12 protein-coding genes are annotated in these 16,367 nt (G+C 69.2%); 3 read left to right on the top strand and 9 right to left on the bottom strand.

Translation table 11 applies throughout. The annotated features are described in order from the left end of the window. Window positions 1–8: 8 nt before the first annotated feature. The 8 genes from glgB to arfA form a co-directional block, all read right to left on the bottom strand. Window positions 9–2,261, bottom strand: coding sequence for a 1,4-alpha-glucan branching protein GlgB (gene glgB, locus ACWCOV_RS02650; RefSeq protein ID WP_449827464.1), 2,253 nt, complete (start codon window positions 2,259–2,261; stop codon window positions 9–11). A gap of 249 nt (window positions 2,262–2,510) precedes the next feature. Continuing rightward, window positions 2,511–3,923 carry a maltokinase N-terminal cap-like domain-containing protein gene (locus ACWCOV_RS02645; protein WP_449827463.1) on the bottom strand — a complete coding sequence of 471 codons (1,413 nt, stop codon included), beginning with the start codon at window positions 3,921–3,923 and terminating at the stop codon, window positions 2,511–2,513. Continuing rightward, window positions 3,923–5,644, bottom strand: coding sequence for a maltose alpha-D-glucosyltransferase (gene treS / locus ACWCOV_RS02640; RefSeq protein ID WP_396387407.1), 1,722 nt, complete (start codon window positions 5,642–5,644; stop codon window positions 3,923–3,925). The genes ACWCOV_RS02645 and treS overlap by 1 nt, the downstream gene beginning before the upstream one ends. A 291-nt stretch (window positions 5,645–5,935) precedes the next feature. Then, window positions 5,936–6,172, bottom strand: coding sequence for a hypothetical protein (locus ACWCOV_RS02635; RefSeq protein ID WP_449827462.1), 237 nt, complete (start codon window positions 6,170–6,172; stop codon window positions 5,936–5,938). Beyond that, window positions 6,172–6,381 carry a hypothetical protein gene (locus ACWCOV_RS02630; protein WP_449827461.1) on the bottom strand — a complete coding sequence of 70 codons (210 nt, stop codon included), beginning with the start codon at window positions 6,379–6,381 and terminating at the stop codon, window positions 6,172–6,174. Before ACWCOV_RS02630 ends, ACWCOV_RS02635 begins: the two co-directional genes overlap by 1 nt. A 252-nt stretch (window positions 6,382–6,633) precedes the next feature. Beyond that, the gene (locus ACWCOV_RS02625) at window positions 6,634–6,846 is read right to left on the bottom strand and encodes a hypothetical protein (protein ID WP_449827460.1); all 213 of its coding nucleotides are present in this window, start codon (window positions 6,844–6,846) and stop codon (window positions 6,634–6,636) included. Window positions 6,847–6,954: 108 nt separating this feature from the next. Further along, window positions 6,955–7,614 carry a sunset domain-containing protein gene (locus ACWCOV_RS02620; protein WP_449827459.1) on the bottom strand — a complete coding sequence of 220 codons (660 nt, stop codon included), beginning with the start codon at window positions 7,612–7,614 and terminating at the stop codon, window positions 6,955–6,957. Between the two features lie 103 nt (window positions 7,615–7,717). Beyond that, window positions 7,718–8,812 carry a channel-forming protein ArfA/OmpATb gene (gene arfA, locus ACWCOV_RS02615; RefSeq protein ID WP_449827458.1) on the bottom strand — a complete coding sequence of 365 codons (1,095 nt, stop codon included), beginning with the start codon at window positions 8,810–8,812 and terminating at the stop codon, window positions 7,718–7,720. 194 nt (window positions 8,813–9,006) lie between these two features. Between arfA and ACWCOV_RS02610 the strand changes: the two genes are divergently transcribed. Both ACWCOV_RS02610 and ACWCOV_RS02605 read left to right on the top strand, forming a co-directional pair. Continuing rightward, window positions 9,007–10,230 (top strand): glycoside hydrolase family 18 protein, encoded by a 1,224-nt coding sequence (locus tag ACWCOV_RS02610; protein ID WP_449827457.1) that lies wholly within the window; start codon window positions 9,007–9,009, stop codon window positions 10,228–10,230. A gap of 182 nt (window positions 10,231–10,412) precedes the next feature. Beyond that, the gene (locus ACWCOV_RS02605) at window positions 10,413–10,991 is read left to right on the top strand and encodes a winged helix-turn-helix domain-containing protein (RefSeq protein WP_449827456.1); all 579 of its coding nucleotides are present in this window, start codon (window positions 10,413–10,415) and stop codon (window positions 10,989–10,991) included. Between the two features lie 60 nt (window positions 10,992–11,051). Here the strand turns inward: ACWCOV_RS02605 and ACWCOV_RS02600 are convergent, their stop codons facing one another. Beyond that, window positions 11,052–15,404: a S8 family serine peptidase gene (locus ACWCOV_RS02600; protein WP_449827455.1), complete on the bottom strand. Its 4,353-nt coding sequence runs from the start codon at window positions 15,402–15,404 to the stop codon at window positions 11,052–11,054. A 347-nt stretch (window positions 15,405–15,751) separates the two neighbouring features. On the opposite strand from ACWCOV_RS02600, the gene ACWCOV_RS02595 reads away from it, so the two are divergent. Next, on the top strand, window positions 15,752–16,357 hold the full coding sequence (locus tag ACWCOV_RS02595; RefSeq protein WP_449827454.1) for a winged helix-turn-helix domain-containing protein: 606 nt from the start codon (window positions 15,752–15,754) through the stop codon (window positions 16,355–16,357). Window positions 16,358–16,367 lie beyond the last annotated feature (10 nt).

Raw genomic sequence — 16,367 nt, 5'->3', positions numbered from 1 at the left:
CCTGAACGCTACCCGGTGTGGCGCAAGTACACCGTCGCCAGGGGTGGGACGGTCAGCTCGGTGCTGGTCTCCATGCCGTGCCAGCTGGGCCCGTCGGCGGTGACGCTGCCGAAGTTGCCGACCCCGGAACCGCCGTACACGTCGGCGTCGGTGTTCACCGCCTCCTGCCACTCGCCGCCGTACGGGAGGCCCAGGCGGTAGCCGTGGTGCGGGACCGCGGAGAAGTTGGCGACGCACGCGATCGTCGGCTCGCCCTCGTCGCCGTACCGGACGAAGGAGAACACGTTGTTGCCGGCGTCGTTGGCGTCGATCCAGGTGAACTTCTCCGGCGCGTGGTCGGTGCGCCACAGCGCCGCGGTGTCGCGGTAGACGCCGTTCAGGTCGCGGACCAGCTGCTGCAGGCCGCGGTGGTCGGCGTGGTCCAGCAGCCACCAGTCGAGCTCGCCCTTCTCGGACCATTCCGACTCCTGGCCGAACTCACAGCCCATGAACAGCAGCTGCTTGCCCGGGTGCGCCCACATCATCGCCAGGTACGCGCGCAGGTTCGCCAGCTGCTGCCAGCGGTCGCCGGGCATCTTCCGCAGCAGCGAACCCTTGCCGTGGACAACTTCGTCGTGCGACAGCGGGAGCACGAAGTTCTCCGAGTAGGCGTACATCATCGAGAACGTCAGCTCGTGGTGGTGGTACTGCCGGTGGATCGGCTCGTGCTCGAGGTAGCGCAGCGAGTCGTTCATCCAGCCCATGTTCCACTTGAACCCGAAGCCGAGCCCGCCCAGGTGCGTCGCGCGGGTGACACCGGGCCACGAGGTGGACTCCTCGGCCACCGTGATCACGCCGGGGACCCGCTTGTACAGCGTCGCGTTCATCTCCTGGAGGAACGAGACCGCCTCCAGGTTCTCGCGGCCGCCGTACTGGTTCGGCACCCACTCGCCCTCGTTGCGGGAGTAGTCGAGGTAGAGCATCGACGCGACCGCGTCCACCCGGAGGCCGTCGATGTGGAACTCCTCGGCCCAGTAGATCGCGTTCGCGACCAGGAAGTTGCGCACCTGCGGCCGGCCGAAGTCGAACACCAGCGTGCCCCAGTCCGGCTGCTCGCCGCGCCGCGGGTCCGGGTGCTCGTACAGCGGGGTGCCGTCGAAGCGGGCCAGCGCCCAGGCGTCCTTCGGGAAGTGCGCCGGCACCCAGTCGACGATCACGCCGATCCCGGCCTGGTGCAGCTTGTCGACCAGGAAGCGGAACTCGTCCGGGTCGCCGAACCGCGAGGTCGGGGCGAAGTACGACGTCACCTGGTAGCCCCACGAGCCGCCGAACGGGTGCTCCATCACCGGCATCAGCTCGACGTGGGTGAAACCCATCTCGTTGACGTAGGCAACGAGCTCGTCGGCCAGCTCCCGGTAGGACCTGCCCTTGCGCCAGGAGCCGAGGTGCACCTCGTAGACGCTCATCGGCTCGGCGTAGGCGTGCGAGGCGGCGCGCCGCTCGATCCACGCGGCGTCGTCCCACTCGTACGACGACTCGTGCACGACGGACGCGTTCGCCGGGGGAGTCTCGGCCAGGTTCGCCATCGGGTCGGCCTTCTGCCGCCAGACGCCGTCACGGCCGCAGATGTCGAACTTGTACCGCGTGCCCGGGCCGACGCCCGGCACGAACAGCTCCCACACGCCGGACGAACCCAGCGACCGCAGCGGATGCGCCCGGCCGTCCCAGAAGTTGAAGTCCGCGGTGAGCCGGATGCCTTGCGCGTTCGGCGCCCAGACGGCGAACGACGTCCCCGTGATGGCGCCGGACGGGCCTTCGTACCGGCGAACGTGCGCGCCGAGCACGGTCCACAGCTGCTCGTGCCGGCCTTCGCCGATCAGGTGCAGGTCGACCTCGCCGAGCGACGGCAGGTAGCGGTACGGGTCGTCGAGCTCGATCGCCGGGCCGTCGGTGTAGCGCACCTCGAGGCGGTAGTCGGGCACCTTGTCGAGGTCGAGCACGCCGACCCAGACGCCCTCGAACTCGTGCCGCAGCTCCTGGCGCTGGTCGTCGTACAGCACAGTGACGGACTGGGCGAACGGCCGCAGCACCCGGACTGTGACACCGCTCTCGCCGAGATGCGGCCCGAGCACCTGGTGCGGATCGTGGAACGTCCCGCCGACCAGCCGCTCCAGCGCGGCCCGATCGACCGGAACCGCTGTCACCACAGGCTTGTCCGCCGCGACCACCGGCTGCTCGAAAGCTTCCACCGCCGGTCCGGCATTCCGCTCACTCGATCCCATGAACCCCATCCTGCCCGATCACTCGGCCATCTACCGCACCCCCGTACCCGTCGATGCCCGACGTACACAAAGTCAGCCCGTGAGCGCTGTCCGGACGGCTGCGGAGCGGGCGGGGTCGAGGAAGGGGCCGGGAGCAACAAGTTCGGGTCCTGCCGGAGCCGCCGCAGCTCCATCGCCGCGGTGTCCAGACCGGCAAGTGTTGCAGTCGTCGCTCGCCCACGCTCTGTAACTCTCAGCGCAGCGGGGGTATCACTGTTCGGCCAGCTGCGCGGCCGCGGCCAGGGGGATCGGCAGCCAGGACGGCCGGTTGCGGGCCTCGTACAGCGTTTCGTAGACCAGCTTGTCGGCCAGGAACGCGCTCAGCAGCACCCCTTGCTGCCGCGGATCCGTGCCCGCGACCTCGGCGTACCCGTCGCAGAAGGCCTGCTGGTTCCGGCTCGCCCACTCGGCTGCCCGGTACGCGATCTGCTGGTCGCCCATGTGGTCGGCCAGCAGCGACCGGGCCGCGTAGTCGAACGACCGCAGCATTCCGGAGATGTCCTTGATCGGGGTGTCCAGCGCCCTCCGCTCGACCAGCGACTTGGCCGGTTCACCCTCGAAGTCGATCAGCTTCCAGCCGTCGATCGTGCGCAGCACCTGGCCCAGGTGGAAGTCACCGTGGATCCGCTGCACCGTGACCGGCTGGTCGTACGCCGCGAGCGCGTCGAACGCCCGGGCCAGACCAGGCGCGTACGGCGTCAGCTCAGGGATCGCCGCGGCCGCCGCGTCGAGCCGGCGCCGCATCGCCGCGGCGTGCTCGACCAGCTTCGCGGGCTCCCAGATGTCGGTCCCGAGCGCCTTGGCCAGCTCCGAGTGCACCTGCGCCGTGCTCGCGCCGAGCCGGTGCGACTCGGCCGCGAAGTCACCGCCGACCTCCTCGGCGTGCAGGTCCGCCTCGGCGTACAGGTCCCGCACCGACGAGGTCGCGAACGACCAGCCGTCGGTCGCGTTCTTCTGGAACGCCGTCATCATCGCCAGCTCGCCGGAGTCGGTCCCGCCGCCCGCACGCGGCCAGCTGCCCCGCGCGGACCCGAGCACCTCCGGGACGAGCTCCGACCCCGCCTCGGTGAGCGCCGACTCGATCTCGACCCCGGGGTTGCTGCCCGGCTCGAGCCGGCGGAACACCTTCAGCAGCGCCACGTCGCCGAACACCAGCGACGTGTTGCTCTGCTCCACCGTCAGCACCAGCGACCGCGCGTCCTCCGGAACGACGGTCGCGTGCTCCGGAGCGTGGACGGGATGGAACTCCAGCCCGTCCAGCTGCCGTCCGTGCGTGAGACCCTCCAGCCAGTACGGCGTGGCCTCCTTGTCGTGCAGGGCGTCGTACACCCAGACCTCGGCGTCGCCGAGGTCCTGCTCGACCCACTCGCCGACCAGCGCGTGGCCGAGGTTCTCGACCGGTTCGCGGTGGTAGCTGAGCGGCAGCTGGTACACCCGGATCGGGATGTCCGACCCGGGCGGACCGGAACAGTAGACGAAACCGATCCGGACCGCGGGCCAGGCGTCCTCGGCGGACAGCCACACCGAGGTGGCCATCGCGTCGACATGGACGTCGTGTCCCTTCTCACCGAACCACCGCTGGCTCGCGCAGAAGGACTGGACCTGGTCCAGATGGGAAGTCACTACATGCTCTCCTCGTGGTCAGCCGGCTTGTGCACCGGCAGCCGGAACCAGTAGAAACCGTGCGCTCCGAGCGTCAAAAGGTAGGGCAACTCCCCGATGGTCGGGAAGTGCACCCCGCCGAGCAGCTCGACCGGCTCCACGCCCTGCCACTGCCGCAGGTCCAGCTCGATCGGCTGCGGGAACCTCGACAGATTGTTCACGCACAGCACCACGTCGTCACCGAACTCGCGGACGTACGACAGCACGCTGGGGTTGGAGCCCCCCAGGTCTGTGAAGGTACCCATGCCGAAACACGGGTGCTGCTTGCGGGTCTGGATCATCCGCCGGGTCCAGTGCAGCAGCGACGAGGCGTTCTCCATCTCGGCCTCGACGTTGACCGCCTGGTAGCCGTAGACCGGGTCCATGATGACCGGCAGGCTGAGCTTGCCCGGCGTCGCGGTGGAGAACGACGCGTTGCGGTCCGGCGACCACTGCATCGGGGTCCGGACGCCGTCGCGGTCGCCGAGCCAGATGTTGTCGCCCATCCCGATCTCGTCGCCGTAGTACAGGATCGGCGAGCCGGGCAGGCTGAGCAGCAGCGCGGTGAACAGCTCCATCTTGTTCACGTCGTTGTCCAGCAGCGGGGCCAGCCGGCGGCGGATGCCGATGTTGGCCTTCATCCGCGGGTCCTGCGCGTACTCGCCCCACATGTAGTCGCGGTCCTCGTCGCTGACCATCTCGAGCGTGAGCTCGTCGTGGTTGCGCAGGAAGATGCCCCACTGGCAGGTGTCCGGGATCTCCGGGGTCTGGGCCAGGATCTCCGAGATCGGGAACCGCGACTCGCGCCGTACCCCCATGAAGATGCGCGGCATCACCGGGAAGTGAAACGCCATCTGGCACTCGTCACCGCCGGAGGACCGGTCCCCGAAGTACTCCACCACGTCGGCCGGCCACTGGTTCGCCTCGCAGAGCAGGACGCGGTCGGTGTAGTTCGCGTCCACCTCCTTGCGGACCCGCTTGAGGAACTCGTGGGTGCGCGGCAGGTTCTCGCAGTTGGTGCCCTCGGTCTCGAACAGGTACGGCACCGCGTCCAGCCGGAAGCCGTCCACGCCGAGGTCGAGCCAGAACTTCAGCGCCTCGATCATCGCGTCGCCGACGGCCGGGTTCTCGAAGTTCAGGTCGGGCTGGTTGGAGTAGAACCGGTGCCAGAAGTACTGGCCGCGGACCGGGTCCCAGGTCCAGTTCGACGACTCGGTGTCGACGAAGATGATCCGGGCGTCGGAGTACTTGTCGTCGGTGTCGGACCACACGTAGAAGTCGCCGTACGGGCCGTCCGGGTCCTCCCGGGAGGCCTGGAACCAGGGGTGCTGGTCGGAGGTGTGGTTCATCACGAAGTCGACGATGATCCGGATCCCGCGCGCGTGCGCGGCCTCCATGAACGCGGCGAAGTCGGCGATCGTGCCGACCTCGGGCATCACTCCGGTGTAGTCGGAGATGTCGTAGCCGCCGTCGCGCAGCGGCGACGGGTAGAACGGGGGTAACCAGAGACAGTCCACACCGAGCCACTCGAGGTAGTCGAGTTTCTCGGTCAGGCCCTGCAGGTCGCCGATGCCGTCGGCGTTCGAGTCCTTGAAGGACCGCACGAGGACCTCGTAGAAGACGGCCCGCTTGAACCACAGCGGGTCACTCTTCGTCAGTCCGTGGTGCTGCTCCGGCAGCATGTCGGTCACGCTCACCTCCATCGGGTGTCTCCAAACCTAGCGGTACTGCGGCCTGCCGCCACGGACCGTGGCGGCAGCGTGGGTGGACTTTCCCGGGCGTGCACTGGTCTCCCATACCCCGTCTCGGGGTTCGTACTCGGTCGCAGTCGAATTGGGAGGACCGCACGATGTGTCCGGTTGTCGTCCGGGTGATGTGGTGACGCCATGGGGTGGGCGGCTCCGGCCAGGCGTTGCGCTCAGTCTGACGCCCGTTTGCCAGTACAAGCAAATAGGGGCCTCATCGCCCTATCCGGCACTGCCCGAGCCGCCGCGTCAGCGCGGCGTCCGCCCCTTGTTCTCCCGGGCAGCAGACGTCGCACGCCGCCGCCCACCAGCCCGTCCGCGGACCCCTCTCGCGCCTGTCGCCCCGCGCGCGTCAGCCATCCCGGTCCGGGCGGCGTCGACGCTTTTCTCCAGGTCAGCGGCCGGCGCCGGCGACTTCTTCTGCACGTCCTCGGCCGACTGCGGGCGACTGTCCTCGCCGCCCTCGAGCGCCCCTTCGGATCCCATCAGGGCGTCTCGACGGTGACGGTGATCGTCTCGGGGACGCCGACGACCTCGATCAGCCCGGTCAGCGCCTCGCGGAGATCGTCCACGGCCTCGTCCGGCGTCGCGCCCTCACCGTTCGCCCCGGCGTCGTGCTTCAGCAGGGCATACGCGCACCAGACGCCGTTCTCGTCCTGCTCGACGGTGTAGGGGACGGTTACGTCCTGCTGCACTGGCCGGTACTCCTCTTCGTCGGGCAGTCAGCTTCGGCCGTCTCGGCCGGTGCGTCTGCCTCGGGATTGTTGTTTGCCGGACTGGCGGTTTTGTGCGCCGGAGCCGCTGCGGCCTTGCCCGCCGCCCGGGCGGGCTACGCCTTCGTTGGCCAGCCGCCGCGCCTGCTGCGCACTGTCCTGCTGGGGTTGTTCAGGCCGGCCTGAATCCTGCCTTCTTCGACTCTCTTTCGGCGTCGCGGAACTTCTTCGCCACTACGGGACCTCGACAGTCACGACGAGCTGTTCGGGCACGCCGACCTCTTCGGCCAGCAAGGCAATCGCGGCCTTGAGGTCCTCGATGGCCGCCTCTCGGGTCTCACCTTCACCGTTGGCGAACGCATCCGGCGTCAGCGCCGCGGAGGCGGTCCAGCCGCCGTCGACGGTGTCCTCTGTGATGACGAAAGGAACTGTGATATCGCGCTGCACCACGCCTCCTGGTTACTCTGTGTTCGGGCGATCGTAGTCACGCTCGGGGTCCTCGTCCTGCTCGACCACGGACGGGACGTGAAGCCGGGCGGCGCGTCTCCTCAGGGGTCAGTCGTGGGGGTTGGCTGACTTGCGGGGGCGGCGGGTGTATTTGGTGAAGCCGGCGCGTTCGGCGTCGGACTCGGTGCGGAACCAGACCTGGGGTTTGGTCCGGCCGTAGTACGGCGAGTCGGGGGTGTGGAACAGCATCGACTGGGCGTTGCCCTTGATGGTGAACCCGTCCGGCGGCCCCTGGTGCGGCACCGCATCGGCCGAGCCCTCACCGTACCGTCCAGGCGGTACGGCGTCCGGCAGCTGCGGCTCGGTCGCGTCTGTGTCGGCCGGCTCGTCGTCGAACAGAGTCGGCTCGGCCACCCGCTCGGCGTCCATCCGCCGGCTGAACGTGGGCCCCGGTTCGGGCCGTACGTCGGCAACGGGCGCCGACCCGGTATCCGACACGGTGTCCGACGCGGTGCCCGGCCTGGTGTCCGACGCGGTGCCCGACCTGGTGTCCGACGCGGTGCCCGACCTGGTGTCCGGCCTGGTGTCCGCCGCCGTGTCCGCGCCGACGCTCGCGCCGACCAAGACCTCTTCCTTCTCCTCCGCCGGCTCCTCGACCACGGCCGGCGCAGGTTGCTCGCGCCGTACCAGCAGGAACCAGGTGATCGCCGCGCCGAGCAGGAAGGCGAGCAGGGACCACAGCCAGTTGTGGCGCAGCAGCCAGCTCATCAGCGCGCCCCTCTCGAGACCAGGCGGTGCAGGAGCCACGCGCTCGCGCTGCCGAGCACGAACGCGACCAGCAGCAGGATCCAGGTCTGTGCGATCAGCCAACTCATGAGTTCCCTTGCAGTACTCGTAGCTCCACCCGGCGGTTGGCGATCCGGCCGTCCGGGGTGCTGTTGGAGGCGACCGGGAAGGCCTCGCCGTACCCGTGCGCGAGCAGCCGGCGCTGGGGGACCCCAAGTCGCACCAGCGTCGCCTTGACCGCCGCCGCGCGCCGCTCGGACAGCGGCAGGCTGCTGGCGGGGGAGCCGAGGTTGTCGGTGTGGCCGGCGATCTCGACCCGCGCGGTCGGACAGGACTTCAGCAGCGCAGCGGCCTTGACGACCGTCGGCTTGGAGGCGTTGTTCACGATCGACGTCCCGGACAGGAAGATGATCGTGTGCTGCCGGCCGAACTCCGACAGCCGGCTCTGGAACGTCCGGCACGCTTCGCTGAGCTCGGTCTTCGGCGGCGCCGGCGTCTGCAGCTGGTTCGCGATCACCGCACCCGGGACCGCTTTCGCCGCCGCCCGCGCGACGGTGGCCTTGGTGGCCTGGTCCGGCACCTTCCCGGTCAGCGTGATCGTGGTGCCGTCGTACCGCACGGACGCGTCGCCGGTCCCGATCGCGAGCGCGTGGATGAGCGCCCCCAGCGCGGTTGCGTCGGCGAGCCCGGTCGCCGGGTCGATCGTGGTCCGGTCGTCGAACTCGCGGTCCGCGCCGAGTACCTTGTCGACCTGCGCGGCGATCGCGTCCTTGACGTTCTGGTCCTTGACCGCGGCCCGGACCCGGATCGAGTTGTCGGTCCGGCCCACCTCGAACGGCCCCACCGCGGACTCCTCGACCGGCGCCTCGGTGGCCGTTGGCGACGGCGACGGCGTACCACCCTCGACCCGGACGGCGCGGACGCCCTCGACGCTTCCGACCACTTGCTCGACCAGCCCCGGATCGACACCGGCCGGTACGGCGACCGTCGCGTCCCGGCCGTCCACGTCGACCTCGGCGCCGTTGATCCCGCGCGCCTGCAGCGCCGCGACCGACCGGTCCCGGAGGTCGTCCTCGGTGGTGCCCGCCTTGGCCGGAATGAGCACAGCTGTCAGCAGCACGGGTACGGCGAGGGCCGCGAGCAGCCAGACGACGATCGGCCGCCGAACGAGTCCGGGCACTGTTCCTCCGTCGGATGCGGTCAAGAATGACCGTGCGCGAGGACATTACTCCGCGCGGCGCGCAGTCTGCACGCCGGTCCAGGGAGCGTCGTGATGATCACGGGATCATTTTTATTCAGGTTTCTTCTTTTCTTAACCCGACGTGCTCGGTAGTGTGCGGACAGTTCCTCTTCCGCCCCCATGGAGGCACGCACATGAGAATCCGGATCCTGGCCGTCGCCGCCGCGATGGCCCTGCTGGGCGCGGGCGCCGTGCCGGCCGCCGCCCGGTCGTCCGCACCGAGTGACACCCAGGCCGTGACGGCCGGCAAGCGCGTGGTCGGCTACTTCACCGAGTGGGGTGTCTACGACCGCAACTACCACGTGAAGAACATCAGGACGAGCGGGTCGGCGGCCAAGCTGACCACGATCGTGTACGCGTTCGGCAACACCGCCGGCGGCCGGTGCGCGGTCGGCGACTCGTACGCGGCGTACGACAAGTTCTACGACGCGGCGTCGTCGGTCGACGGCGTGGCCGACACCTGGGACACCGGCGCGCTGCGCGGCAACTTCAACCAGTTGCGCAAGCTGAAGCGCGAGTTCCCGAACATCAAGGTGGTCTGGTCGTTCGGCGGCTGGACCTGGTCCGGCGGGTTCACCGAGGCGGCCAAGAACCCGGCCGCGTTCGCCAACTCCTGCCACAGCCTGGTCGAGGACCCGCGCTGGGCCGACGTGTTCGACGGGATCGACATCGACTGGGAGTACCCGAACGCTTGTGGACTGACCTGCGACACGTCCGGGCCGAACGCGTTCAACAACGTGGTCACCGCGCTGCGCAACCGGTTCGGCTCGTCCGCCCTGGTCACCGCGGCGATCACCGCCGACGGCACCAACGGCGGCAAGATCGACGCGACGAACTACGCCGCCGCGGCCGGCAAGCTCGACTGGCTGATGCCGATGACGTACGACTACTTCGGCGCCTTCAGCCCGCAGGGCCCGACCGCGCCGCACTCGCCGCTGACGTCGTACAACGGGATCCCGACCGCCGGGTTCCACAGCGACGCGGCGATCCAGAAGCTGAAGTCGAAGGGCATCCCGGCCTCGAAGCTGCTGCTCGGGATCGGGTTCTACGGCCGCGGCTGGACCGGGGTCACCCAGGCCGCACCAGGCGGCCGGGCCACCGGCGCGGCGCCGGGGAAGTACGAGGCCGGCATCGAGGACTACAAGCTGATCTCGACCCGCTGCCCGTCGACCGGGACCGTCGGCGGTACGGCGTACGCGTTCTGCAACGGCCAGTGGTGGGGGTACGACACCCCCGCCACGATCCGCAGCAAGATGACGTACGCGAACCAGCAGGGACTGGGCGGCGCCTTCTTCTGGGAGCTGTCCGGTGACACCTCGAACGGCACCCTGATCAGCGCGGTCAAGACGGTCGGCTGACCCTCCCAGTACTGCGTCCGGGTCCGCCGCGCCGTTCCCCGCGGCGGCCCCGGACGCACTCTTGCGTTTGTCCTGTCTCGGACAGGTCGCATTTGTGCCAGCCCAGGGTGCGGGGAATCCCTTGACTTACTTCGCGTCGTAAAAGGTACTTGTGCCTGGCGTTTGACCAGGAGGGGACTCTGATGGAGAGGTCGTCGGATTCGTCGTTGATCATCGGGGTGGCCACGTCCACGGCCGAGCGGGTGCAACTCGTCCGGCTGCTCGGGGGTGCGGAGGCGTTGTTGCTGGTGTCGAGCGCGGACCAGGCGCGGGCGTTCCTCGAGCTCACCGCGCTCGAGTCACCCGCGGGACCCGTCGTACTGACTCCGGCTGTGCTGCCCGGAGCCGAGCCGGCAGCCGTGCCTGTCTCAGTGCCTGTCTCTGCGACTGCCTCCGTTGCCCAGATCGAGGCAGTGCGCCCGGCTGCGGCCGAGACCGAGCTGTACCTGGACGTGGACCGGCGGGTCGTGCGGTGGAAGGACCGGGAGGTGCCGCTGACCCGGCTGGAGCACGACTTCCTGCACTGCCTGGTCGAGGAGCCCGGCCGGGTCTGGACCTACCAGCGCCTGCACCACGCCGTCTGGGGCAACGAGCACCTGGGCCACGGCTCCCACATCCACTCGGTCGTCAAGCGCCTCCGCCAGAAGCTGGCCAACCTGGGCGCCACCGTCACCATCCACGCCGTCCGTGGCGTCGGCTTCCACCTCCTCCCCACCACCTGAGGCACAAAGAACCGGCCCCACCCGGAACTTCCGGGTGGGGCCGGTCCTTGCGTTACCGGACTACCTGATGGACTTCAGCGCGAAGTCCTCCGTCACCGGCTCGCCTGCGAGCAGGCGGGTGGTGCGGGTTTGGGGCTTGTAGCCGTCCTTGGCGGCGATCAGGGTGAGCGGGTTGTTGCGACGGTCCAGCCAGTAGGCGTACTTGCCGTCGTCATCGGTGATGAAGGTGTAGGACTGGGCCCACGAGTCGACCTGCACGATCGCCCCCGGGAGCGGAGCCGTGACACCGGTCGAGCTGACGCCCGTGACGGTGCCCTGCAGCTTGCTCCAGGTGGTCGGCGGGGTGACGTTCATCGTCACGCCCACCGGGGCGACCTGGTACGGCGTGTTCTCGCCGATTGTGACCGACCCGCTGTAGGTACCCGGCTGGTCGACACTCGCGGTGAGCGTGACCTTGACCGTCGTCGACGCGCCCGGGGCCAGCGTGGCCTCGGTCTTGTCGATGGACAGCCAGCTCACGTCCGCCGACGACTCGGCGCAGTCCTCGAGACCCGGCAGAGCCTCGCTGTCCACCGTGGCGGTGAAGCCACCGGAGGAACCGCCGACCTTGTAGAAGCCGCACGCCGCGCCACCGCGGTACCGCGGCAGGTTGGAGTTCGGCAGCGCCGACCAGGCGTCGGCCGCCGGGTCGTACGCCATACCGGCGTTGGTCACCGCGCCGGCCTGGACACCGCCGACGACCAGCAGCTTGCCACCGGCGACGGCGTACGACGCCGCCCAGTGGTCAGCCGGGGCCTGGGCGATCGGGGACCAGGCGTTGGTGCCCGGGTCGTAGACGTACGCCGACTTCTCCGAGGTGGTGCCGTCGTTGCCGCCGGCGCAGTACAGCTTGCCGTCGATGGCGCCACAGGACGCGAAGGCGACCGACTTCGGGTAGTTCGGCAGCGTCTCCCAGCTGTTCGCCGTCGCGTCGTACCGCACGACGCTGTTGCTCATCGGGAGGCAGCCGGAGGTCGTGCAGCCACCGACGGCGTACAGCTTGCCGTCGACGACAGCCTGACCGGCCGCGGCCCGCGGAGCCGGGTTCGGAGCGACTGCGGTCCAGGCGTTGGCGCCCGGGTCGTACGACCAGGTGTCCGCGGCCGGACCGGAGGCGCCCCAGCCGGAGCTGGCGATGATCTTGCCGCCCACGACGCCGACGGTGATGGCGTTGCGAGCACCCGGCAGCGGGGCGATGGCGGTCCAGGCGAGCGTGGCCGGGTCGTACACGTAGCTGTTCCCGGTCGACGCACTACCGTTGCCACCGGCAATCGAGTAGATCTTGCCCTCGAGGTTGACCACCCGGTTGTCCATCACGGTCGACGGGTAGTCGGCGATGTCGGTCCACGGAGCCGCGAGCGGCTTCGCGACAGCCGGCGAGCCGGCCATCTTGCCCGACAGCCTGCTGCCGAACGAGGTCGGGACCTCGAGCCGCTGCAGCGGGGCGCCGGTGCTGTTCAGCACCTGGGTCTTGCTGGTGGTGGTGCCGTTCGCGTTCTGCAGCACGAAGCCGCCGTCGCGCTCACCGAACTTCACCTCGACCGGCGCGCCGCCGGTGTTGGTGACGGTGAACGACTTGGTCACCTTGCCGGTCGGCAGCTTCAGGTTGCCGCTGATGCTGCCCGGAGCGACGGAGAGCTTGCCGGCTGCCAGCGTGTAGTCGGCCGCGGTGGTCCAGTCGGCCTCCACGTCCACGCTCTGCTGCGAGCTGACGTAGTTGCCGGCCTTGGCGGTGAAGCCCTGCGCGCCGGACTCCGAGGAGTACAGCCAGTAGAAGCCGTCGGCCAGGCCCGTGTCCTCCGGCGTCGCCACGGTGGTGGCGGTCTCCGCGGCGTTGCCGTCGCGGGTGACGACCGCACCGTTCACGGCGCCGTTGGTGTTGGCGTCCTTCACGTTGCCGACGACGATGCCGCCGCCGGTCGGCTCACAGGTGATCTGGCTGCCGATCAGCACGTTGTCGACGATCCACCACCACTCGTACTGCGCGTCGTAGTAGTGGAACCGGACCTGCACGGCGGACTTGCCGGCCGCCTGCGGAATCGCGATCTCCTTGACACCGCGGAGGTCCGCGGCCTGGGCGAGCACGTTGGTCCAGGTGGCGCCACCGTCGATCGACAGGTCGACGTCGGCCTTCTCGCCACTGAGGTAGTTCAGGTCCTGGTTGAACCGGATCACCGGAGCGGTGACCGAGGTCAGGTCCACGACCGGGCTGACCAGCGAGGTGTCCTGCTGGCCACCGCCGCCGTACTCGTCGCTGTCGACGACCGCGAACTTGCCGCTGCCGCCGGACAGGTTGCCCCGGTTGCCCGGGTCGTCGAACTTCCAGACCTGGCCGTTGCCCTTGTTGTCGACGACGGTCCAGCCACTCGGCGCGGCGCCGGACTCGAACGTCTCGTAGACGCCGTCGGAGCCGTACCGGTAGCCGGGCGCCGTGCTGCAGGCGTCGGTGCGGACCGGGACCGCGATGTTCTTGGTCAGGTTGCCGGTGCCGACCGTGATCGGCTCACTGACCGTCTGGTAACCGGGGTACTGCGCCTCGACCTTCAGCGTGTACGCCGCGCTGGACGGCACCTTCAGGCTGAAGCGGCCGTTGGTCGGGGTGGTGTAGTCGAACACTCCGCCCGGACCCTCGACGCTCACCTTCGCGTACAGCGGCCAGCCGTGGCCGGAGCCGTCCGAGATGGTGCCGCCGACGTTGACCTGCGGAGCGCTGGCCAGGGCGTAGTTCTTCGTGGTGGTGGCGCCGGTGGTGATCGTGGCGGTGTCGGTCTGGGTCACGTACCCGAACGACGCCACGGTCAGGTTGTAGCTGCCGGCCGGAAGAACCGACGAGAAGGCGCCGGTGCTGCTGGTGGTGAGGACGCGGTCGGGCTGGCCGTCCGCCTTCACCGTCACACTCGCGCCGGCCAGCGGGGAGCCGCCGGTCGCCGCGGTGACCGTGCCGGCCAGGGTGCCGGTGTCACCGATCGGAGCGGCGTTCAGCAGAGCCAGCGCGTCCAGACGGCCTTGGCCGTAGACGTTGTTGTTCTCCGCCGTGCCACCGCACTGGGCGTCGGCCTTGTCGATCGCGGTGCTGTTCAGCAACGCGCGGGTCGCGTCGACGTCGCTCTTCAGCGCCGGCGCGGCCGACCACAGCAGGGCAACGGCGCCCGCGAGGTGCGGAGTGGCCATCGACGTGCCGTTGAAGTTGCCGTAGGTGCTGCCCGGCAGGCTGGACCGGACGTTCACACCCGGGGCCGAGATGTTCGGCTTGATCGTGTTGTTCTGGCCGACACCACGGCCGGAGAACGACGCGATGTTGTTGTTGATGTCGTAGGCCCCGACCGAGTAGTTGCTGGCCAGGGAGCCCGGCGACCCGCTGCTCTGGCAGCCGAGCGAACCGCTGTTGCCGTTCGCCCACGCGCCGAAGATGCCGGACGCCTTCCAGGCGTTGGTGATGTCCTCCATGAACGGGTCGTTGGAGGGCAGCTGCGAACCCCACGAGTTGTTGATGATGTCCGGCCGCTTGCTCGCGTCCGGGTTCTGCCCGTTCAGGTCGGTCGGCTCGAGCATCCACTGACCGGAGTTGATCAGGGCCGCGTCGCTCGGGCAGCAGCCGTTCGCGGCGATCCACTTGACCGCCGGAGCGACGCCGATCTGGTTGCTCGCGCCGTCGTCGCCGACCATGGTGCCCATCGTGTGGGTGCCGTGGCCGTTGCCGTCCGACGGTGCGGTCGGCGAGGTGCCGGCCGCGTCGAACCAGTTGTAGTTGTGGTCGAACGTCCCGTCGGCCTTCTTGCCGCGGTAGCTGTTCACCAGCGCCGGGTGGTCGTACTGCACCCCGGTGTCGATGTTGGCGATGACGATGCCCGCGCCCTTGTCGCCGTACTGCGACCAGACGTCGTCGGCGTTGATGTTGGCGATACCCCACTCGACCGCGTTGATCTCGTGGTTCTGCTGGCCCGGCGTGACCGGCGGCACCTCGATGGCGACCGGGTTGTACAGACCCTCGACCTCGGCGTGGCCGGCCAGCTTCTGGGCCAGCTCGAGCGTGCCGCTGTTGATCCGGATCGCGTTGGTGCCCCAGAACGACTGGTACTTGACCTTCTGCGCGTCCAGCTCGGCGCGAACCTTGACCTGGCTGTCGGCCGCGGTCTTCTTCAGCGCCGCCGCGACTGCGGTGCCGCGCTCGTTCCAGTCGGTGATCCGGCTGGCGGCGGTCAGGTCGGCCTTGGCGGCGAACCGGACCCAGTAGTCGGTCGCGGCCTTGGCGTCCTTGCCGTCCAGCTTGGCCATCAGGTCCGGCTTGATCTTGCTCGCCGCTTGTTCGGGCTTGGTGGGCGGTGCGGCCTGGGCCTGGCCGGCGGCGGCCATCCCGGTCGCGACGACGGCCACCGTCGCCAGGGCGCCCACCAGGGATCTGGCAAGGCCCCTTCTTCGTTGATGTGACATCTCTGCAGCCCCTCACTGGTAACGACCCCGAGTTGACTCCCCCGAGTCATCTGGTGCAGAGGTGCAGGCGGGTCCACACGGGCGGTTGGTCCGTGGTGCGAACGCTGCGTGCCCCCCAGGTCGCGGCATGTGACACCGAGAGCCTGACGTGGACCTTATGTGTCAGAACAACGTGGTAACAAGCACACTTCGTGAGCAACATGTGACTAGCCGTCGCACCGATCCGGGCAAAGTGGTCAAACGTTGGCAGTTCGTTGACGATCCAAGGCAGAGGTTGACATCGTGATCAGATGGTCACCGCCCGTGTCCCCGCCCCAGCGGACGTCGATCTGACCACGACCGACCGGAAGGCGTTCCCACTGCTGATCGCGGTGGCGGCCTCACCGGAGGACCGTGTCCGGCTCGCCGAACGTGTCGACGACGTCGCGCCGCTGCTCCTCGTGTCCAGCCTGGACGAACTGCGCCGGCTGCTGGTCCCCGGCCGGCAACCACCGCCCGCCCCCGAGCAACCCGAACCGCCGGAGCCCGCCGAGGTCGACTCGACATCCGCCAAGGCGACGGACGGCGATCCCGACGCCGACGTGCTGACCATCGACCGGCTGCGCTCGGTCGCCCGGTGGCGCGACCAGGAGGTGCAGCTCACCGAGCTCGAGCACGACCTGCTCAGCCGGCTGATGTCGGCGCCGCTGCGGGTCTGGACGTACGACGCCCTGCACCAGACCGTGTGGCGGAACCGGCACCTGCGCGGGACCGCCGACATCCACTCGGTGGTGAAGCGGCTGCGCCGCAAGCTCGACGAGCTCGGGACCACGGTCACCATCGACGCGGTCCGCGGGATCGGGTTCCGGCTCACCGATCACCAGCGGCCGACGGTCACCAACCTGCGGGCGGGGTAGTTTCTGCAGC

Source organism: Kribbella sp. NPDC002412 (genome assembly GCF_053592935.1).
Note: the sequence above shows the minus strand (reverse complement) of the source record. Positions and strands in the feature narration are given on the sequence as shown.